This window comes from Anaerococcus obesiensis, from assembly GCF_016599815.1.
In the GTDB taxonomy this organism is placed as follows: domain Bacteria; phylum Bacillota; class Clostridia; order Tissierellales; family Peptoniphilaceae; genus Anaerococcus; species Anaerococcus vaginalis.
Genome location: NZ_CP067016.1, coordinates 124,309 through 144,394 on the forward strand (window position 1 = coordinate 124,309; position 20,086 = coordinate 144,394).

General features: G+C 28.6%; 21 protein-coding genes and 1 tRNA gene. 4 read left to right on the forward strand and 18 right to left on the reverse strand.

The annotated features are described in order from the left end of the window. Window positions 1-7: 7 nt before the first annotated feature. The 6 genes from I6H46_RS00640 to I6H46_RS00665 all read right to left on the reverse strand — a co-directional run bounded on the left by I6H46_RS00640 (window position 8) and on the right by I6H46_RS00665 (window position 6,283). A complete protein-coding gene (locus I6H46_RS00640; RefSeq protein ID WP_019118328.1) occupies window positions 8-1,366 on the reverse strand; it encodes a class II fumarate hydratase in 1,359 nt (452 codons plus the stop codon). Between the two features lie 14 nt (window positions 1,367-1,380). Beyond that, on the reverse strand, window positions 1,381-2,289 hold the full coding sequence (locus I6H46_RS00645) for a LysR family transcriptional regulator (RefSeq protein ID WP_200225904.1): 909 nt from the start codon (window positions 2,287-2,289) through the stop codon (window positions 1,381-1,383). 8 nt (window positions 2,290-2,297) lie between these two features. Beyond that, a complete protein-coding gene (locus tag I6H46_RS00650; protein ID WP_019118331.1) occupies window positions 2,298-3,014 on the reverse strand; it encodes an aspartate/glutamate racemase family protein in 717 nt (238 codons plus the stop codon). A 3-nt stretch (window positions 3,015-3,017) separates the two neighbouring features. After that, window positions 3,018-4,322, reverse strand: a complete 1,305-nt coding sequence (locus I6H46_RS00655) for a dicarboxylate/amino acid:cation symporter (protein WP_019118332.1) — start codon at window positions 4,320-4,322, stop codon at window positions 3,018-3,020. Window positions 4,323-4,352: 30 nt separating this feature from the next. Next, complete coding sequence (locus tag I6H46_RS00660) at window positions 4,353-5,771, reverse strand: aspartate ammonia-lyase (protein WP_019118333.1); 1,419 nt, start codon at window positions 5,769-5,771, stop codon at window positions 4,353-4,355. A 422-nt stretch (window positions 5,772-6,193) separates the two neighbouring features. Then, window positions 6,194-6,283: transfer RNA gene (locus I6H46_RS00665), tRNA-Leu, on the reverse strand. Between the two features lie 84 nt (window positions 6,284-6,367). Between I6H46_RS00665 and I6H46_RS00670 the strand changes: the two genes are divergently transcribed. Then, the gene (locus I6H46_RS00670; protein WP_200225906.1) at window positions 6,368-7,075 is read left to right on the forward strand and encodes a glycerophosphodiester phosphodiesterase family protein; all 708 of its coding nucleotides are present in this window, start codon (window positions 6,368-6,370) and stop codon (window positions 7,073-7,075) included. Window positions 7,076-7,092: 17 nt separating this feature from the next. Here I6H46_RS00670 and I6H46_RS00675 read toward each other — a convergent pair whose 3' ends face one another. The 10 genes from I6H46_RS00675 to I6H46_RS00715 form a co-directional block, all read right to left on the reverse strand. Next, window positions 7,093-11,352: a 2-hydroxyacyl-CoA dehydratase gene (locus I6H46_RS00675; protein WP_200225908.1), complete on the reverse strand. Its 4,260-nt coding sequence runs from the start codon at window positions 11,350-11,352 to the stop codon at window positions 7,093-7,095. 313 nt (window positions 11,353-11,665) lie between these two features. Beyond that, entirely contained in the window at window positions 11,666-12,271 is a 606-nt protein-coding gene (locus I6H46_RS00680; protein ID WP_019118396.1) for an isochorismatase family protein, read from the reverse strand. Next, window positions 12,256-12,795 carry a radical SAM protein gene (locus tag I6H46_RS09560; RefSeq protein WP_234287370.1) on the reverse strand — a complete coding sequence of 180 codons (540 nt, stop codon included), beginning with the start codon at window positions 12,793-12,795 and terminating at the stop codon, window positions 12,256-12,258. The genes I6H46_RS00680 and I6H46_RS09560 overlap by 16 nt, the downstream gene beginning before the upstream one ends. Beyond that, window positions 12,779-13,183, reverse strand: a complete 405-nt coding sequence (locus I6H46_RS09565; RefSeq protein WP_234287371.1) for a hypothetical protein — start codon at window positions 13,181-13,183, stop codon at window positions 12,779-12,781. Before I6H46_RS09565 ends, I6H46_RS09560 begins: the two co-directional genes overlap by 17 nt. Window positions 13,184-13,267: 84 nt before the next feature. Further along, on the reverse strand, window positions 13,268-13,492 hold the full coding sequence (gene rpsR / locus I6H46_RS00690; RefSeq protein ID WP_004815577.1) for a 30S ribosomal protein S18: 225 nt from the start codon (window positions 13,490-13,492) through the stop codon (window positions 13,268-13,270). Between the two features lie 16 nt (window positions 13,493-13,508). After that, entirely contained in the window at window positions 13,509-14,036 is a 528-nt protein-coding gene (locus I6H46_RS00695) for a single-stranded DNA-binding protein (protein WP_019118398.1), read from the reverse strand. Next, a complete protein-coding gene (rpsF, locus tag I6H46_RS00700) occupies window positions 14,037-14,321 on the reverse strand; it encodes a 30S ribosomal protein S6 (RefSeq protein ID WP_019118399.1) in 285 nt (94 codons plus the stop codon). A 98-nt stretch (window positions 14,322-14,419) separates the two neighbouring features. Further along, a complete protein-coding gene (locus I6H46_RS00705; RefSeq protein ID WP_019118400.1) occupies window positions 14,420-15,355 on the reverse strand; it encodes a P1 family peptidase in 936 nt (311 codons plus the stop codon). A 36-nt stretch (window positions 15,356-15,391) separates the two neighbouring features. After that, window positions 15,392-16,066 carry a beta/alpha barrel domain-containing protein gene (locus I6H46_RS00710; RefSeq protein ID WP_019118401.1) on the reverse strand — a complete coding sequence of 225 codons (675 nt, stop codon included), beginning with the start codon at window positions 16,064-16,066 and terminating at the stop codon, window positions 15,392-15,394. Between the two features lie 19 nt (window positions 16,067-16,085). Further along, on the reverse strand, window positions 16,086-17,138 hold the full coding sequence (locus I6H46_RS00715; RefSeq protein WP_019118402.1) for an alpha-amylase family protein: 1,053 nt from the start codon (window positions 17,136-17,138) through the stop codon (window positions 16,086-16,088). A gap of 252 nt (window positions 17,139-17,390) precedes the next feature. On the opposite strand from I6H46_RS00715, the gene I6H46_RS00720 reads away from it, so the two are divergent. Beyond that, a complete protein-coding gene (locus I6H46_RS00720; RefSeq protein ID WP_026074061.1) occupies window positions 17,391-17,666 on the forward strand; it encodes an autorepressor SdpR family transcription factor in 276 nt (91 codons plus the stop codon). After that, window positions 17,656-18,297, forward strand: coding sequence for an SdpI family protein (locus I6H46_RS00725; protein ID WP_019118404.1), 642 nt, complete (start codon window positions 17,656-17,658; stop codon window positions 18,295-18,297). The genes I6H46_RS00720 and I6H46_RS00725 overlap by 11 nt, the downstream gene beginning before the upstream one ends. A 69-nt stretch (window positions 18,298-18,366) precedes the next feature. Here I6H46_RS00725 and I6H46_RS00730 read toward each other — a convergent pair whose 3' ends face one another. Further along, window positions 18,367-18,792, reverse strand: a complete 426-nt coding sequence (locus I6H46_RS00730) for a phage holin family protein (RefSeq protein WP_019118405.1) — start codon at window positions 18,790-18,792, stop codon at window positions 18,367-18,369. A gap of 56 nt (window positions 18,793-18,848) precedes the next feature. Continuing rightward, window positions 18,849-19,334, reverse strand: a complete 486-nt coding sequence (locus I6H46_RS00735) for a hypothetical protein (protein WP_019118406.1) — start codon at window positions 19,332-19,334, stop codon at window positions 18,849-18,851. A 100-nt stretch (window positions 19,335-19,434) separates the two neighbouring features. On the opposite strand from I6H46_RS00735, the gene I6H46_RS00740 reads away from it, so the two are divergent. Then, entirely contained in the window at window positions 19,435-19,989 is a 555-nt protein-coding gene (locus I6H46_RS00740; protein WP_019118407.1) for a DUF3783 domain-containing protein, read from the forward strand. The last annotated feature ends 97 nt before the right edge of the window (window positions 19,990-20,086 follow it).

Sequence of the window (20,086 nt, forward strand, 5' to 3'; positions counted from 1 at the left end):
TTTCTCCTTATACCATTTTTTCTGGTTTTACTATTTCATCAAATTCTTCATCGCTTAAATATTTTAATTCGTGACAAGCTTGTTTTAATGTTAAATTATTTTTATAAGCATATTTTGCAATTTTGCTTGCCTTATCGTATCCAATATGTGGAGATAAACTTGTTACAAGCATAAGAGAATTTTCTAAATTTTTTGCAATATTTTTTTCATTTGCAACAAGTCCTTCTAATAATTTTTCCCTAAAACATTTTAATGATTTAGACAAAAGTGTAATTGAATTGTCCATTGAATGAATTATCAAAGGCATGTATGTGTTTAGCTGTAATTGGCCTTGAGTGTTTGCCATTGAAATTGCAAAATCATTTGCCATTATTTTTATACAAACCATAGTAATTGATTCAACTTGAGTTGGATTTACTTTTCCAGGCATAATTGATGAGCCTGGTTCGTTTGCAGGAATTATTAACTCACTTATTCCACATCTTGGACCACAAGATAAAAATCTTATATCATTTGCAATTTTATAAAGATCTGTCGCAAGAGCTTTTATTGTTCCGTGAACATTTACAAGAGCAGATTTTGATGATAATTGGTAAAATTTATTCTCATCTGATTTAAATTCAAAACCATAAAAATCTGAAAGCTCTTTTGCCATTTCATTACCAAATTCTTTTTTTGCATTGATTCCTGTTCCAACTGCAGTACCACCTATAGCAAGGTAGGTCAATTCTTCTTTTACTTCTTTTAAAACTTTCAAATCTCTTTCAAGGCAAGTTCTCCATGCAGAAATTTCTTGAGAAAGTTTTAAAGGAGTTGCATCTTGAAGATGAGTTCTGCCTGTTTTTATTATATTTTTATTTTCATCTTCCAATTTTTTAATTGCATCAATTGTTTTTTCTAATTCTTTTAATAATTTTTCTGATAAATTTTTGTAAGTTGAAAGATGCATTGCTGTTGGGAAAACATCATTTGAAGATTGGCTCATATTTACATGGTCGTTTGGATGAATTATTTTTTCATTTTCATTTGCAATATGGCTTATAACTTCATTGACATTCATATTTGTTTGAGTGCCAGAGCCTGTTTGCCAAACTGTTAATGGAAATTCATTGTCGAATTCTCCCTTTAAAATTCTATCGCAAGCTTTTACAATCAAATCTTTTTTATTATCATCTAATTTTTTTTCTTTATTATTTACAATAGCTGCACATCTTTTTATACTTGCTATTGCCATAATTTGAGAATGTGGCATTTTTTCAACTTCTTGAGGAAAATTTTCTAAAGATCTTTCAGTTTGTGCTCCCCAAAAATGATTAGCTGGAACATTTACTATCCCTAGAGAATCTTCTTCTTGTCTGTATTTCATTTTTTACCTCGATTTTAAAATTCTTCTTTAGCGTATCTTTTTAACCTATCTATAAATATTTTTGCAATAGTTTTTAATTTGTGATTTTTGGAATAATTTATCATAGTTGTTCTTGATGATAAGCCTTCTTTTAATTTAAAATATATAAGGTCATCCTTTTTTTCTTTTAACATTGTCTGAGGAAGGATGGCAAGCCCCATATTTTCTCTTACACATTTTTCAGCTATAAATATTGAATCTGTTTCAAAAACTGTATTCAAAGAATTATCTGTAAATTCATCAAGCTCTTGGTATTGCAAAATAAGATTTTGTCCTTTTTTCATTCTTATAATATTTTGCCCTGCAAGTTTTTTGGCACTAATTGTTTTTATTTTTCCTTTGCCTGACAAATCATTTTTTAATTTATTTTCTTTTGACATAGCCAAATATACATCTTCTCTATAAAGATTTATGCTTTCCATATCATCAAACCTATCAGTTTCATAAGTTATTGAAAAATCACACAAACCATTTAGGGCAAAAGTGTTTAACTGATTAGTTTTTGCTTCTAATAAATTTATTTTAATTCCTGGATAATCTTCATTAAAATCTTTTAAAACTTTTGATAGGAAAAAATAAGTTTGATAATCGGTAGAACCAATTGATAGCTCTCCGATTTTCAACTTATTTATTTCTTCAATTTTTAATAGAGTATTTTCTTTTAATTTTTCTATATCTTCAAGGGACTTTTTATAAATTATGCCAGCCTCAGTAAGTTTTATAGGTTTAAAATCCCTATTAAATATTTCAACTCCCAATTTTTTCTCAATCCTAATGATGTGTTGACTTAAAGCTGATTGGGAAATATAAATTTTTTTTGAGGCTGCGGTAATAGAACCATATTTTAAAATAGCTCTAATATATTCCAAGTCCATCTCTGACATATTTGCTCCTAAATTTCTATATTTTTTTGAAGTTTAAGTCCTAACTTCAAACTCTCATTTACCAATTCTTTTTCACTATCTATTAATGGATAAAGATTTGAATTTTCATCTTTGCTATTTATATATGAAGCTTCTGTGCATCCTATAATTATATAATCGCATCCTTGATCCATCATTTCTTTCAAAGTGTTGTGGTATCTTTCAAAATTAATTGTCCCTTTTTCTTTTACATCACCATAAAGACATTCATTTATATTATCTTGAATTTTTCTTGATGAAACGAAAGCCTTATGAGAACATCTTTCTATTATATTATTAAATAATTTACTTTTTATCGTTCCTTCTGTTGCAAAAATTCCAATTGTAGAAGGCTTTTTGATTTTATTTAATTTATTTTCAACAAGCTCAATCATATTTATGATTGGTTTTTTTGTTAATTTTTGTAAATCATCATAGAAAAAATGTGCTGTGTTACAAGTAATCACATAAAAATCTGGATTTAATTTATCAACACTTTCTATATCTTCTTTTAGAAAATCAAATGGATTTTCTTTTGATTTTTTTAATATAAAGGAAGTCCTATCAGGGATTGTGGCGTGATTTACTACCAAATAATTTAAATATTCTTGATCTGAGCTTGGCTTATAAGCTTCATTTAAATCATTTAAAAAATTTGTTGTTGCTAGAGTTCCCATTCCTCCCAAAATCACAAAGAAATTTTTCATATTCTAAAAATCAACCTCTTCCATTTCTGGCTTTTCATCAGATAAATATCTATTTTTATCTAATAAGTTTTCTTTAGTTGCAGAAACAAATGTTGACACAACATCTCCTGTTACGTTAAGTGCTGTTCTAAACATATCTACAATTCTTTCAACACTCATAATTAAGCTTACGCCTTCTACTGGAAGACCTACTGATGAAAGAACCATTGATAGCATTATCATTCCACTTCCTGGAACTCCTGCTGTACCAATTGATGATAAAACAGCTGTCAATACTACTGTAACTAAATTTCCAAATGTCAAATCTATTCCATAAGCATTTGCTATAAATATTACTGCGCATCCTTGATAAATTGCTGTACCATTCATATTTATTGTTGCACCTAGTGGAATTGTAAATGATGAAATTTCTCTAGGAACTCCAAGTGTATCACATGATGAAAGTGTTAATGGTATTGTTGCATTTGATGATGCTGATGAAAAAGCAAAAGTATAAACTGGGAATACTTTTTTCAAAAAATGGCTAGGACTTGTCTTTGATGTAATTGCAATTAATGGAATGTAAGCTAAAACTATCAATATTACCATTGAGCTTAATACTGATCCCAAAAATGTAAGAAGTGGTCCTACTATGCCAAGTCCAATATCTGTAAATGTTCTTGCTATTAGAGCAAATACTCCGATTGGAGCAGCTTTCATAACTAATGCTGTAACTTTCATCATAAAATCATTGCCAACATTCATAAAATCTTCTAATAATTTTAATTCTTGACCAAATCTTCCTATAACTATACCAGACAAAAATGCCCAAAAAATTACTTGGAGCATATCTCCGTTTGCCAAAGATTCTATAGGATTTTTTGGAATTATATTTACCAAAGTTTCTATTAATGTTGGAGCCTCTTCAGCATCTGCTGCTGGCGCCGCTGATTTTGTAGCCTCAGCAAGATTCATTCCAACGCCTGGTTTTAATAACTTTGCTATAAATAAGGCAATGGCAATTGCAAGTGCAGTAGTTATCAAATATAAAACAAGAGTTCTTATAGCAACTCTTCCAAATTGTGAAACATCTCTCATTTGCATAACGCCTGTACCAATTGAGAAAAATACAAGTGGTACTACAAGCATTTGTAACAATCTAACGAAGCCTTGACCAAATAAGAAAAATACTCCATCAATCAAAACAGATTTTTTAAAAAATCCGTCGGGTACTATATAATGAAGTCCTATACCTACTACAAGACCTATGAGCATTGATAACAATATTTTTTTAGTTGCGCTCATTTTTTTATTTTCATTTGTAGTCATCTTATCCTCCTAATATCTATTATCTAAAATTTATTTTTCTTCCAATTTATCCTCTTCTAAGATTCCAGGTGTAATCATTTTTTTGAAATCTAAAATCCTATCGAGTTCATCTTCTCCTAATAATTTTTCTTCAAGAACAATTTCTCTTACAGTTTTTCCACTCTCTTGTGCTTTGTGTGCAATCTTACTTGATTTTTCATATCCAATATGTGGGGCAAGGGCTGTAACAAGTCCTACACATTGTTCAACTTCTTCTAATAATAATTCTTTATTAGCAGTTATACCATCAATACAATTAACTCTTAATGTATAAATTGCACCCTTTAAAGCTCTTAGTGATTCAAAAAGTTTATAAAATATTACAGGCTCAAAAGCATTAAGTTCAAGTTGTCCAGCTTCAACTGCCATTGTAACAGTAGTATCATTTCCACAAACTGCAAAAGCAACTTGGCTTACAACTTCTGGGATTACAGGATTTATTTTTCCAGGCATTATTGAAGAACCTGCTTGTCTAACTGGCAAATTAATATCGCCAATTCCTGTTTGAGGACCTGAAGACATTAGTCTTAAATCGTTAGAAATTTTTGAAAGTGAAACCGCAAAAGTTTTTAAAATTGATGAAGCATATAAAAATCCGTCCAAATTTTGTGTGCCATCAACCAAATCTTCTGCTTGTTTTAAATCAAGACCTGTTACATCTTTTAAAACACCAACAATTTCTTTTACATAAGTTCTATCTGCATTAAGACCTGTTCCAATTGCAGTAGCTCCCAAATTTACATTTGATAATTCATCAATAGCTTTTTGAATTCTCTTATAATCTCTTTTAATTACAGAATGATAAGCATTAAATTCTTGACCTAAACTTATAGGAACAGCATCTTGCAATTGAGTACGACCCATTTTGTAAACATCTTTAAATTCATCCGCTTTTTTTTCAAAAGATTTTAAAAGTTTTTCACATTCATCTTTAAGTTCAATAAAATATCTAACAAGAGCAATCTTTCCACTTGTTGGAATAACATCATTCGTTGATTGCCCCTTATTTACATCATCATTTGGATGAACCTTATCATAAACGCCAAGTCCACCACCAAGTTTTTCATTTGCAATATTTGCGATGATTTCGTTAGTATTCATATTATAACTTGTTCCAGCTCCACCTTGAATTGGATCAACAATAAAATTATCCCTATATTCTCCAGCAAGAATTTTATCACAAGCATAAACAATAGCATCCTTTTGCTCTTTTGAAATTAAATCTAATTTTTCATTTTCAAAAGCTGCAGCCTTTTTAACTTCAACCATAGCATCCAAAAATTTATCATCAGCTTTAAGACCTGTTATTGGGAAATTTTCCTCAGCTCTTTTGGCATTAGCACCATAATAAGCATTTTCTAAAATATCCATTTCACCAACAGAATCATGTTCTCTACGAAACTTAGTCATTATTTCCTCCATAAATTCACTAAGCGATTTTCAATTTCTAATTTCAAATCACTTACAATTATAATAAATATTAGTAGCTTTTTTCAAATATAATTATATAGAAAACGTTTTTAATAGTAAAATTATTAATTTATAATCGTTATCATAAGTCAAAACTTATAACGTCTATATTTAAAGTGCTAGACTTCATAGATATTTGAATTTTTTCAAAATTTTATTCAAAAATCCGTTAAAAATAAAAACAAAAAAAGCTTTTCCTTTTAGATAAATTTATAACTATTTATTTTCATAAGTTGCTTATTAATTTAAAATTAAAACTCAATTCTTTTTAAATATTTTATAGGAAAATCAAAAAATATATTTTAAAAACGAAAATCTAAAAATAAACACAAAAAAAGCACTCAATTTTGAGTGCATAAATTTGGTGCAGGATAGAAGATTTGAACTTCCACGTCCTAAAATCGGACACAAGATCCTTAGTCTTGCGCGTCTGCCAATTCCGCCAATCCTGCAAGTACTTAAATATAATACCAAGTTCTAAATGTCTTGTCAAATATTTATATTTTTATTTTGGGTATAAATTACTAGGAGGTTTTATGAAAATTATTGCGCACAGGGGATTTTCTTCCCTTTATCCAGAAAATACTATGCTTGCTTTTAAAAAAGCTTATGAAATGGGAGTTTATGCTATTGAGCTTGATGTTCATTTATCAAAAAATAAGGAATTAATTATAATTCACGATGAAAAAATTGACAGAACAAGTGATGGTTCTGGTTTTATAAAAGATCATAGCTTAGAAGAATTACAAAAATATTCTTTTTCTTACGACAAGGATTTTGAAAATATAAAAATTTCTGATATTGATGAATATTTTTCTTATTTTAAAGACAAGGATATTATTACAAATATTGAAGTAAAAACAAATGTAATTGAATACAAAAATATTGAAAAGCTTTTGATGGGAAAAATTTATGCTTATGGCTTGGTCGATAAAATTATTATTTCTTCTTTTAATTTAAATTCTTTAAAGAAAATTAGAGAAATTGACACTGAAATTCCCCTTGCCTATTTGACTAGCAAAAGAGTTGATAATATTAAAAATCTTTGCAAGGATTTAAATTTGCAATATTATCATCCAAAAAATACTGCCGTTAGTCAAAAAGAAATTATTGATTTAAAAAATATGGGAGTTTTGACTAATATTTGGTTTTCAAATAAGAAGGAAGATTATGAAAAATTAGAAATTTTAAATCCAAATGGAATTATTACAAATCATGTTGAAAAATTTATAAAAAAAATCTAGCAAAATGCTAGATTTTTTTATGCTTTTACATTTTCTTTTAGATTTTCTCTTGCTTGACTCATCATTAGTTTTACTCTATTTATTTGATTTACTTCACTTGCACCTGGGTCGTAGTCTATTGCTACTACGTTTGCTTGTGGATAAATTTCTCTGATTTTTTTCATTACTCCCTTGCCTGTGATGTGGTTTGGTAAGCAACCAAATGGTTGTATGCAAACTATGTTTGGTGCATCTTGATGAATTAATTCTATCATTTCGCCTGCAAGAAGCCATCCTTCTCCTGCTTGATTGCCAAGACTTGTCACTTCTTTTGCAAAGTCTTTTACGTCATTTATATAGACTGGCTCATCAAATCTTTTTGAATTTTTTAAAGCCTTTCTTATTGGCTTTCTATAAAATTCTATTGTATTTATGGCTGTTTTTCCAAAAAATGCTGTCATTGGACTTTTGCCATATAAATCTTTTTTTATTTGTGTGTTTGCAAGACAATACATAAAGAAATCTATCAAATCTGGAACTATTACTTCTGCTCCTTCAGCTTCTAGGGTATCTTGCAGATGGTTGTTTGCTTCTTTTAAATATTTTACAAGAATTTCTCCAACAATTCCTGCTTTTGGTTTTTTAATATCTAAAACTTCAATCTCATCAAAATCTTCTACAATATCGTTTATAATTTTTCTGTAAGATTTTGAACTCATTTTTACAATATTATCTCTACAAATTTCAATCCATTTTTCTTTCAATTTATCTACAGAGCCTTTTTCTTTTTCATAAGGTCTTGTAGCGTTTGAAACTCTATTTATTAAATCTCCTAATAACAAGGCTCTTAGTGAATTTACTAGTAAAGGAATATTTGAAACTTTTTTTAAATCAAAACCTGAGTGTGATTCTATTCCTTGAGCTGATAAGGCAATAACTGGAATTTGTGGATAGCCAGCATCTTTTAGGGCCTTTCTAATATAGCCTACATAATTTGATGCACGACAAGCTCCTCCTGTTTGAGTCATAAGAAGTGCTAACTTGTTTGGATCATATCTTCCAGAATTTACAGCTTCCATAAATTGACCTACAACTGTAATTGAAGGATAACATGAATCATTGTTTACATATTTTAATCCATTATCTATTACTTTCTCGTCAACTTTATTTAAAAATTCTATCTTGTATCCATTTCCATTAAAAAGTTTTTCCAAAATTTGGAAATGCTCTCTTGCCATTTGTGGGGCAAGAATTGTATAGCCTTCTTCCTTCATTGCTTTTGTAAATTCATGATTTTCATAAGAAATTTTATCTTTTCTTTTTCTTAAATGAAGCTCCTTGTCATCTTGTTGGTCTAGAGCTTGAATTAATGATCTAATTCTAATTTTTACAGCTCCAAGATTTGAAACCTCATCAATTTTTAACAAAGTATAAATTTTTCCGTTTGCCTCTAAAATATCTTGAACTTGGTCGGTTGTAACAGCATCAAGACCACAACCAAATGAATTTAATTGAACTAATTGAAGGCAAGGATCTTTGCCTACAAATTCTGCCGCCCTATATAATCTTGCATGATAAGACCATTGATCCAAAACTCTTGTCTCTTTTTCCAAATCTTCTGTTGAATAAGCAAGGGCATCTTCTGATAAAACTGGAATTCTCATTGATTCAATTAATTCTGGAATTCCATGATTTATTTCTGGATCTATATGATAAGGACGACCTGCAAGCACTATGGCTTTTTCTTTATTTACATGAACATATTCTAAAATTTCTCTTCCTTTTTTTCTTATATCTTCATGATAATCAGCTTGTTTTTGCCAAGCATTTTTTACAGCATTTATTATTTGATTTTTCTTCAAAACATATCCATCATGTTCGTAGCCTTCAAAAATTTCGACTAGCCTATCTCCAATAATTTTTTCAGATTCAAATGAAAGATATGGTGCTAAATATTTTACATTTTTAAGTCCATCAACATTATTTTCAATTACATCAGGATAACCTGACACAACTGGACAATTCATGTGATTTTGTGCCTTATCAAATTGCTTGTACTCATAAAAAATTGCAGGATAAAAAATCATATCTATATTTTTTTCTAGCAAATTTTCTATATGGCCGTGGGCAATTTTTGCAGGATAGCAAGCAGTTTCTGATGAAATTGTTGCAATCCCTTTTTCATAAATTTTTCTATTTGATTCATCCGATAAAATAACATCAAAACCTAAGGAAGTGAAAAATTCATGCCAGAAAGGATAATCTTCATACATATTTAAAACTCTTGGTAGTCCAACTTTTCCAAAAATATTTTTTTCTCCCAAAGTCTTCCTATCAAACAAAAGTTTATTTTTAAATTTGTACATATTAAGATCTGCCAAAGTTTCTTCTTGTTTTACTCCAGCTCCTCTTTCGCACCTATTTCCTGTTATAAATCTTGATCCATCTGGGAAAATATTTATTTGTAGGGAACAATTATTTGTACATCTTCCACACCTTGCAGATTTTTGTGTATAGGTAAAATTATCTATTTCACTTTCCGATAAAATTTTGGAATGGTCTGTTGATTTTTCTTTGGAAATCAAAGCCATACCCATAGCTCCCATAAGGCCAGAAATTTCTGGTCTTGTTACACTTCTTGATGATAATTTCTCAAAGGCTCTAAGGATTGCATCTCCATAAAAAGTTCCACCTTGGACAACTATATTTTTTCCTAGAGATTTTGGATCACGAACTTTTATAACTTTTTGGATGGCATTTTTTATTACAGAATAACAAAGTCCTGCCGCTATATCAGAAACGTCTGATCCTTCTTTTTGGGCTTGTTTTACCTTTGAATTCATAAAAACTGTACATCTTGAACCCAAATCTGCTGGCTCTTTTGCAAAAAGGGCTTTTTGTTGAAATTCTTCTACAGAAAGACCAACACTTGCTGCAAAAGTTGACAAAAATGATCCACAACCTGATGAGCATGATTCGTTTAATTGGATTGAATCTATAATTCCATCACGAATATGCATAGCTTTCATATCTTGGCCTCCAATATCCAAAATAAAATCTACATCTGGATTGAAAAATTTGGCCGCAGAATAATGAGCTATAGTTTCAACTTCGCCGTTATCAATGTGGAGAGCATTTCTAATAAATTCTTCCCCATAGCCACAAATTCCTGATGAGACAATTTTTGCTTTTGCAGGCATTTTTTTATAGGCATCTTTTAACATAGAAATTACAACTTCGAGAGGTCTTCCCAGATTCATCCTATAATCATCATAAAGAATTTCATTATCTTCACTTATAAGAACTATTTTTGAAGTTGTTGATCCTGCATCAATTCCAAGAAAAATTTCTCCTTCATAATCTTCTATTTTTCTATATTTTACAAGATTTGTCTTGTGATTTATTTTAAAATTTTTATAATCTTTTTCATCTTCAAATAGCCTATCCATTTTCTTAGTCATTTCCATATCAACTTTTTTATCTTCTTCCAAAGATTTTATAAGAGATTTGTAAGAAATTGGCTTTTCATTTTCAGATAAAATTGCAGCACCCTTTGCCACATAAAGTTCTGCATCTTCTGGGATATAAAAATTATTTTCTTCCTCACCCAAAGTTTCAATAAACCTATCTCTTAAAGCCTTCAAAAAATGAAGTGGTCCTCCCAAGAAAGTTACATTTCCTTTTATTGGTCTTCCACATGCAAGATTTGAAATTGTTTGATTTACAACTGATTGAAAAACAGAAATTGCTATATCTTCCCTGCTTGCCCCCTGATTCATAAGAGCTTGTATGTCAGTTTTTGCAAAAACCCCACAACGACTTGCAATTGGATAAATTTTTTTATAATTTTTACTTAATTCATTTAAACCTTTAGCATCTGTATCAAGAAGGGCTGCCATTTGATCAATAAAAGCGCCCGTTCCACCAGCACAAATAGAATTCATTCTTTGCTCAACAGAGCCTTTGAGATAAGTTATTTTTGAATCCTCGCCCCCAAGTTCTATTACAACATCAGTTTGAGGAATAAATTTTTTTATAGCTTTTGTTTCAGCAATAACTTCTTGCACAAAATTAATGCCCAAATATTTTTCAACAAACATTCCACCAGAGCCTGTAACATTTACGGTAAGATAATCATCTTTAAACCTGTCATAGGCCTCCATCAAAACATTTGTAACTGTTTGTTTTACATCTGATTTATGTCGTCTATAAACTGAATAAAGAGTGTTAAAATTTTCATCAGTTATAACAATCTTTACAGTCGTAGATCCGACATCAAGTCCCATATGTAAATTCATACATTTTCCTTTCCTATATATCAAAATATTTAAATACAAATAGAATAAAAATATCTACCTTATATATTTTATTATAAATAAAGTCAAATACAAGCAAATAAGTCGGTTTTATCAATTAAATTATATAAAATATTTTTTGTAAACTTATTGCAAATTTACCTAATATTTTTAACAATTTTAAAACACAAAAAACCAAACTTGTATCAATATATAATAAGATAAAAAGAAAAATTCATCAAGGATTATTTAGAAATTATTTATTATAAAAAAAAATAAAAATAAGCACAAAAATAGCCTTCATAAGAAGGCTAAATTATTTTCTTAAATTTTTTACCATTTTAGAAATTTCTTTAAAATTTTCATCTTTTGCATCACTTGCCAAATCGAACATCAGCATTTCTGTATTTACAAGGCTTGCTCCCATATCAGACATAGATTTTAAGCCCAAATCTTTTTGCTCTTTATTAAAACTTGATACAGCATCTTCAACCACAAAAACCTTATATCCTTCAAACAACAATCTTCTTACTGTTTGATAAACACAAATATGAGTTTCTGCTCCTGTTATTATTACATTTGTGATTTTATTTTCTTTTAAATAAGAAGAAACTTCATCTGTGATTGCATCAAAGCTAGTTTTTGAAAAAATATTCTCATCATCAAGATTTTCTTTTATTTCATCTACACTTTGTCCAAGTCCTTTTGGATATTGTTCTGTTGCAATTTTTTTAATTCCGTACATTTCAAAAACTTTTAATAGACAAGCTGAATTTTTAATTATTTTATCAGATTCATAAATTGCTGGCATCAATTTTTCTTGCAAATCAATTACCAATAAAAGTGTATTATCCTTGTTATCATAAGTTTTTGTGTCAAAATTATAGCCTTCTATAAAAAAACTTCCTATTTCTCTTTCCATAAATCCCCCTGATTTTTATTTCTATCCTTTAATTTTTTATCAATTGTAGATAAAACTTTTGCCTTATTTTTTGACCAAATCGGCCAAATAATTCTATCACGGCGTCCATCTCCGGTTAGTCTTTGGACAATTATGTTTGGATTTAAATTCTCCAAAATAAGTATAACATAATCGACAAACTGATCCAAAGTCATAGTAAATTCATTTTGATTTTCCAAATAATAATCATAAATTCTAGAGCCTTTTTCTATATAAAGATTGTGAATTTTAATTGCCCAAAATTCTCTTTCGTTTATATAAGAAATTGCTCTAAGATAATCATTCAAATTTTCGTTTGGAAGTCCAATTATAAGATGAGCCAAGCATTTTATATTTTTTTCTTTTAATTTTAAAAGTCCCTTATCAAATTCCTTGTGAGAATATCCTCTATTTATAAATTCTATAGATTTTTCATTTACAGATTGAAGACCAAGCTCAACAATTAGAAAAGTTTTTTTATTCAAATCATCACGTAAGTAAGTCAATTACTTCATCTGAAAGACAATCCGCACGAGTTGCAATAGATAAGCCCATAATATTTGGATTATTTATAGCCTTATAAAATAATTTTTTAATTTTTTCAAAATCTCCATAGGTTGAAGTGAAATTTTGAAAATATGCCATGTAGCCTTCTTTTCTATTTGGTTTTTTTAATCTATTAATTTGAAAATCTATTTGCTTATCCAAATCATCATTTCTTGTAAAATCACCCGCCCCATTTTCTGAACAATAAATACAACCTAATTTTGAAATTTTTCCGTCCCTATTTGGACAAGTAAATCCACCATCAAGAGGAATTTTTATTATTTTTTTATTAAATTTTCTTTTAAAATAGGAATCCACATCCCTATATCTTTTTTTATTTATTTCCATAATTTTATTTTACTTTTATATAAAAAAAAGACACCCTTAGGCGTCTTTTGCTTGCTTATTGAAAGTTTATATTTTTATTTATCTTTAATTATCTTCGTATGGCAATAAAGCTACTTGTCTAGCTCTTTTGATTGCTCTTGTAATTTCTCTTTGATGTTTCGCATTTAGTCCTGTAACTCTTCTTGGAAGGATCTTTCCTCTATCAGAAATAAATCTTTTTAGAGTATCAATATCCTTATAATCTATTACTTTTGAAGGGTCTTTGACAAATGGATCGACTTTTTTTCTTGGTCTGAAATTTCTACGCATTTTATCCTCCTAAAATCTAGAAAGGAATTCTTCCGTCGTCTTCAATTTCTGTAAAGTCATCGTCAAAAAAGTCATCATTATTATTCATGTTTTGATTGTTGTTTTGTTGGAAATTATTTGAATTATTGTAAGAATTATCTTGGTTCATATTTCCAAAACCATTATCTTGGTTCATTGGATTGTTATAATTTTGATATTGACCATCTGATCTTGATTCTAAAAATTCAACTCTGTCTGCTACAACATCAGTTGTGTAGACTGTTTTTCCATCTTTATCTTGGTAAGAACCTGTTTGGATTCTACCATCTATCGCACATTGATTTCCTTTTTTTAGATACCTTGATACATTTTCAGCTTGAACTCCCCACACTGTAATTCGTGGAAAATCGGCTGTTGGACGATTCATTGATTCCATTTCTTGTCGTTTTTGTTTACTTAAACCTCTATCAACTGCTAAAGAAAAACTAACAACTGCTTGTCCTTGTTGAGTGTATCTCAAATCTGGATCTTTTGTTAATCTTCCTATAAGAAAAACTTTATTCATTTAGTCCTCTTTTCTGATTACCATATATCTAAGAATTAAATCAGATATTCTAAGTCTTCTTTCAAATTCTTTGATGTGGTCACCACTAGCTTTGAAATCAACGATATAATAATATCCTTCTTTGATGTAGTTGATTTCGTATGCAAGTTTTCTTTTTCCCCAGTCATCTACAGATTCTACTTCTCCACTTTCAGCTATAATACCTTTGAAGATTTCTAAAGATTTATTTCTTTCTTCATCTGAAATTTCTGGTTTGTAAATCAATACTGCTTCGTAGTTATTCATCTTATTCACCTCCCTTTGGTCTTTGACCCCGATCTTTTGTCGGAGTAGAGAATTCTTATCTATGTTACTATAATTAGTTTTAAAAGTCAATAATTTTATTAAATAAATTCGGAAGAATTTTCTATATTAGAAAAATAAATTGCATTTGCAATTGCACGAGCCATAACTTTTGCCCCAAGGCTTCCTACTAGATTTAAATCTGCCTTTATTTTATTTGTAGCAAGAGAAAAAATTGTATCTCCATCCATCATTGTGTGAACTGGTCTAATTGCTCTGGCATAGCCGTTGTGAGTCATTGAGGCGATTTTTCTAAGCTCAGTTTTATTAAATTTTCCATTTGTTGCAACAATTCCAATTGTTGTGTTCAAAGAATTTTTTTCAGAAATTTTTTCTAAAACATCAAGGGTTGGAATGAATTTATTATTTTTTAAAATTCCTGCAATTTGTTTATTTTTTTCATCATCAAAAATATCTCCCATGGCATTTACTGCAACAATAGCAGAAACTTTTAAATCGCCAACGCTTATCGTAGCAGAGCCAAGTCCTGATTTCATCAAAAATTCTTTTCCCAAGGCCTTTCCAACTGTAGCTCCAGTCCCTGCCCCAATTATTCCTTGACGATTTTCATCAAAACTTGCATTTTTGTAAGCATCGCTTCCCATTTTTTTATCCGGTCTAATTTTGTAAGATTTATAATCCAAATCGTATAAAATTGCTTGGGGAACTATGGGAACAATTCCACTTGGAACTTCAAATCCTCTTCCATCTTTTTCTAATTCTTCAACGACTCCAATTGAACCTGCAAGGCCATAAGAAGAACCTCCAGATAAAACTATAGCTGAAACTTCGCTTACAGTATTTACAGGATTTAAAAGATCAGTTTCGCGAGTTCCTGGCCCACCTCCTCCTCTTACATCAACACTTGCTGTATTTCCTTTTGGAGGAATCAAAACCGTAAGACCAGTTCCCGCATCAAAATTTTGAGCATGACCTACTTTTATTCCTTCAATATCTGTTATGTAGCCCTTATACATTTTTTCTCCTTATTAAAATTTTAAAAAATATAAATCCTACTTCCTATACCTATCCATCATTTCTCCAAAAACTTCTGCTGATGATGGTGCTGTGTAGGAAATTGCATTTGCTCCTGCGTCAATTGTTTTTTTAATTGATTCAGCTTTACTTCCACCAGTTGCTATAATCGGAAATTTATGCCCAATTATTTTTCTAATTTCAGCGACAAGCTCTGGAGTTTTTGGACCACCAGATACATTTAAAATTTCTGCACCTGCTTCTATTTTTCCCAAAACATCATCTTTAAAGCCAGTTACAGTTGCAATCACTGGTATGTCTACAAATTCTGAGATTGCTTTAATATCTTCATTTGGAATCGGAGAATTTACAACAACACCATAAGCTCCTTCAAGCTCTGCATCAAAAGCAATATATTTTGATCTTGCTCCTTGAGTTGTACCTCCACCAACACCAATAAAACAAGGAACTGATGCAGTTGAAATTATTGATTGAGCAATTGTATTTTGTGGAGTGTAGGGATAAACTGCCATAATAGAATCCGCATTAGAATTTCTTATTATTGCAAGATCTGTTGTAAAAAGTAAAGATTTTATTCTTTTTTCATAAATTTTTATTCCACTTGCCTTGTAAATTTCTTCAGGCATTGTTATAAAAGATTTTCTAAGTTTTGAATGTACTTCTGGTACAAATTTATTATTTTTTTCAACCATTCTTATCTCCTTTTATAAATTATTTTATGTAAGTTTCAAATACAAAAGATTCATAAGCTCTCAAATTGATATTTTTTACAATAGTTCTTTTGGAAATATTTCCAATTACAAAAGTTGATTTTCTTATATCAATAAATTTTGGCAAATCTACTATTATATCTTTTTGACAAAGATTATTTAAAATCACAAGAGCTTTTTTCCCATTGTAAAACATATAGGAAAGAACATCTTTATCCTTTAATTTTATGGGAAAATATCCCCCTCTAATTATATCAAGATAATCATATCTTACCAAAAAAATCTCCCTATAAAAATCAAATATTTCCTTTCTAATCCTAGAATCAATTTTATCTAAATAATATAAAGTTTCTTCCCCTTCTTTAATAAAAATATCATTTTGCCTTATTAGTGTAATAATAGCTATAAGTTTTGCTGATATTGTGTAAAAATGTTTAAAATCCAAAAAATTAAGACAAGAAAAATCAAAATCATTATTTAAAGAAAATATATTTGAATTTTTATTTTCATTTAAAATAAATTCTTTCAAATTTTCATTTTCCATACTTTTATAAGATAAATCTACAATTTTACAAATATTTTTATATTCTTCCCCATTTTTTGTATTTACAATTAAAATCAGATTTTTGTAAGTTTTTTTCAAATATAAAAGGACTTCCCTAAAATTTATTTTAGAATTTTTACAATCATCAAATAAAAATCCATCAATCCCCTTATCAATCCAGAAATTTAAAATTGCCAAAATATTTTTCGCTTCCATTTGCCCATTTATTTTATTTATATCAATCCTTAAAATTATAGACAAAGACATCTCATGGCACAATAAGATTTCTCCTACAAAATCTCTAGTTTGACCCAAATTTTTATCAACTTGCGCGTAATCAAAAAAATTATTTTTATCCTTTTTGAAAATATCTTCTATTATCAAACAATCAGCCCCAAGAATTTTTGCAAGCATAAATCTTTTATCAAGATCATAAATATCCACAAAACCCAAATCTGATTTATCTTTATTCAATTTTTTTGGATAAGTTCTATAAAAAATTTCAGCCATAATTCTCCTTATTTCTATATTATTATATTTACAATACTAAAATATTCAAAAAGTCTAGTGATTAGTGTAATTGTCATTGAAATAATTTTAATGAAATAAAAAATTCTTGGACCTTTTAAAAATTTTAAAATAATTATAAGTCAAATCTATTTAGATATTTTTCGAAATAGATTTGACTTTTTTAATTTTACATTCTATAATAAAGATAACTATTTAGATAATTATCAAAATAGATTGAAAGGGAGTGATAAATTGTTTTCTGATACTTTTAAAGCTTTATCTGATCCAGTAAGAATTGAAATTTTAAATTTATTGAGAAAAAAAGGATCTATGAATGCGGGAGAAATTGCTGAAAATTTTGACTTATCAAAGGCAACCATCTCCCACCATTTAAAATTATTAAAAAATGAAGATTTAATTTATGAAACAAAAAAGAAAAATTTTATTTATTACGAGCTAAACACAAGTATTTTTGAGGATATAATGACTTGGTTTGTGAAATTTAAAGGAGTAGAAAATGAAAAATAAAATTAAATTTAAAAAAGAAAGTGTGATTTCTGTAATTTTTTCTATCTTGTTATTTGCCCTTGTAAATTTATTATTTTACAAAAAAATGCCAGAAACTTTGCCTACTCATTGGGGATTCAATAACAAAATCGATGGCTATTCAAGTAAATTTACAACCCTAATAACAACACCCTTGCTTTTGATTTTTTTAAATATTTTTTCTTGCTTTATGCTTGATAACGACCCAAAAAACAAAGACAAAAATAATTTTGTAATAACAATCGGCAAGGCAACAATTCCTTTGGTTATGCTCATAACTTTTGTAATCAGCGTTTTTTATGGGCTTGGGAAAAAGATCAATGTTATGGTAATAATTTCTATATTCGTAGGTTTTCTTTTAATTTTAATTGGAAATTATTTGCCAAAAACAAAAAGAAATTATACAGTTGGAATCAAACTTCCTTGGACTTTAAATAGTGACGAAAATTGGAATAAAACTCACAGACTTGCAGGATATTTTTTTATACTTGGAGGAATATTTTTCTTATTGACTCCCTTTATAGGAAATGAATATTTGATTTTTTTAACATTTATGATAATAGGAATAATTCCTGCGATCTATTCTTTTTATCTTTATAAAAATGGAGTGTAAAATATAAAAATATAAGTAAAACACAAAAAAAGCATTGAACATAAAAGTCCAATGCTTTTTCTAAATCTTTTATTTTTCTTCTTTGAATTGTTCAAGAAGTATTTTTAATTTTTTAGGAATTGGCAAATCCATAGCAAGGGCATTTTCAAGAATTGAAAGTCCCTCATTTGCAATATAAAAAAATATTATCGAACTTCTTATCATAGCTTGGTTCTTAATCAAATTTTTATCGCAAATATTTGCAATTCCTACTATTATAAAAATCATAATTTTTTTCAAAATCCCCTTAAAACCTATTTTTGATGATAATTTTCTCTCAAATCCTGCCCTTATAATTCCAGAAATATAATCGCAAATCACAAAGACTACAAGACTATAGATAAAAATATCCAAATCTCCAAGAAAAAATCCTAGCCAAGAGCCAAAAATAGTAAAAAATATTTTTACTAAGTCCTTAAATTTATCCATATTTTCTCCTTTAAAAATTTTTTCCATAAAAAAATCACCTCCTACTTATAAATAAGTAAAAAGGTGATATTATCCCAAAATATTTAATTTTCAAAAGATTTAAGTTCAATATCTTTTTTGATTTTATTTATTTCCTTAGATTTTTCCTTAGAAAGTTTTTTTATAAGAGTGATAAGTTTTTTTTCAGATTTTTGAATATCCAATTTCTTTTTTCTCATATCAATCCTTAATTTCATATCAGAAAGAGCATTTCTAGGTCTTGAAAATTCACTAAGTTTATAAGGAAGATCTAGAATACTTGCAAGATTTGGATCAAAAATCAATAAATCAGCATGAAGTTTTAATAAAACATCTTGACTTCTATCAATCGATTTATTAATTACATTATTTTTATTTGATCTTAAAAAATCTCCAACAATATTTCGTCCAACAAGACCTGTAATAGAATAATCAGACGCCTTTCCCACTCTTATACTTGCTCTTTGCAAAACTCCAAGGGCTTCTCTTGCCTCATCAAGCAATTTATTAATTTCTTTTATTCTAGTATTTTCATAATTATAATCTTTCATAAATCTCTCCCCAAATTTTTCTCTTATTATATTATACCCAAAAGTGAGTAAAATAACTTTTTGGGTATAGTAATAATAATTAAAAATAAAAGGAGATTGTATGGCTTTAATAATTTTATTTAACGCTAATGATATAGAAAAAGAAAAATTAAGAATTTTATGCAAAAAAGAAAATGTAAAATTAAAAATAATTGGCATGGAAGATGTTGAACAAAAAGTAGGCTACCTTGCAGAAATTGATGGTTTTGAAAAAATAGAATCCGAAGGAGAATATATAAAAGAATTTGATTTTACCTTTGCGTTTTTTAAAGATTTTGAAGAAAATGATTTGTTTCCATTTATAGATAAAATGAGAGAAAACGGCATTGTGATAGAACACAAAGCAACAATCACTCCAACAAATATAAAATGGACACTTAGATATTTACTAGAAGAAAACGACCAAGAACACAAAACAATGCAAATTGTAGAAGAAATAAATACCTACTTAGAAAAAGCAAGCAAAATAAAAGAAGAAAGTGGCAAAGAAAATCCAGAAATAGCAAAATCAGTAAAAGAATTAAACCACTACTTCCAAACAGCCGGCGAAAATTTCGATATAAAAATCGCAAAAGAATTTAGAGATAAAATTAAAAATTTGGTAGAAAATTTATAGGTAGAACTCTTACATTAATTTGTAAGAGTTTTTAATTTTAAAAATTCAATTATTTTTATAAAAATCAAAAAATCTTTGCTGCACTCTAAAAGTGAAA

Excerpts from the sequence above, each read along its gene's own strand:
- rpsR (WP_004815577.1), bottom strand. The coding sequence starts at position 13,492 with ATGCGTAGAAATTTCAGACCAAGAAAAAAAGTCGATCCATTTGTCAAA.
- I6H46_RS00655 (WP_019118332.1), bottom strand. The coding sequence starts at position 4,322 with ATGACTACAAATGAAAATAAAAAAATGAGCGCAACTAAAAAAATATTG.
- I6H46_RS09565 (WP_234287371.1), bottom strand. The coding sequence starts at position 13,183 with ATGGAAATAAATAAAAAAAGATATAGGGATGTGGATTCCTATTTTAAA.
- I6H46_RS00660 (WP_019118333.1), bottom strand. The coding sequence starts at position 5,771 with ATGACTAAGTTTCGTAGAGAACATGATTCTGTTGGTGAAATGGATATT.
- I6H46_RS00645 (WP_200225904.1), bottom strand. The coding sequence starts at position 2,289 with ATGTCAGAGATGGACTTGGAATATATTAGAGCTATTTTAAAATATGGT.
- I6H46_RS00650 (WP_019118331.1), bottom strand. The coding sequence starts at position 3,014 with ATGAAAAATTTCTTTGTGATTTTGGGAGGAATGGGAACTCTAGCAACA.
- I6H46_RS00730 (WP_019118405.1), bottom strand. The coding sequence starts at position 18,792 with ATGGAAAAAATTTTTAAAGGAGAAAATATGGATAAATTTAAGGACTTA.
- I6H46_RS00695 (WP_019118398.1), bottom strand. The coding sequence starts at position 14,036 with ATGAATAAAGTTTTTCTTATAGGAAGATTAACAAAAGATCCAGATTTG.
- I6H46_RS00675 (WP_200225908.1), bottom strand. The coding sequence starts at position 11,352 with ATGAATTTACATATGGGACTTGATGTCGGATCTACGACTGTAAAGATT.
- I6H46_RS00710 (WP_019118401.1), bottom strand. The coding sequence starts at position 16,066 with ATGGTTGAAAAAAATAATAAATTTGTACCAGAAGTACATTCAAAACTT.
- rpsF (WP_019118399.1), bottom strand. The coding sequence starts at position 14,321 with ATGAATAACTACGAAGCAGTATTGATTTACAAACCAGAAATTTCAGAT.
- I6H46_RS00740 (WP_019118407.1), top strand. The coding sequence starts at position 19,435 with ATGGCTTTAATAATTTTATTTAACGCTAATGATATAGAAAAAGAAAAA.
- I6H46_RS00680 (WP_019118396.1), bottom strand. The coding sequence starts at position 12,271 with ATGGAAAGAGAAATAGGAAGTTTTTTTATAGAAGGCTATAATTTTGAC.
- I6H46_RS00715 (WP_019118402.1), bottom strand. The coding sequence starts at position 17,138 with ATGGCTGAAATTTTTTATAGAACTTATCCAAAAAAATTGAATAAAGAT.
- I6H46_RS00705 (WP_019118400.1), bottom strand. The coding sequence starts at position 15,355 with ATGTATAAGGGCTACATAACAGATATTGAAGGAATAAAAGTAGGTCAT.
- I6H46_RS00640 (WP_019118328.1), bottom strand. The coding sequence starts at position 1,366 with ATGAAATACAGACAAGAAGAAGATTCTCTAGGGATAGTAAATGTTCCA.
- I6H46_RS00725 (WP_019118404.1), top strand. The coding sequence starts at position 17,656 with ATGAAAAATAAAATTAAATTTAAAAAAGAAAGTGTGATTTCTGTAATT.
- I6H46_RS00735 (WP_019118406.1), bottom strand. The coding sequence starts at position 19,334 with ATGAAAGATTATAATTATGAAAATACTAGAATAAAAGAAATTAATAAA.
- I6H46_RS00670 (WP_200225906.1), top strand. The coding sequence starts at position 6,368 with ATGAAAATTATTGCGCACAGGGGATTTTCTTCCCTTTATCCAGAAAAT.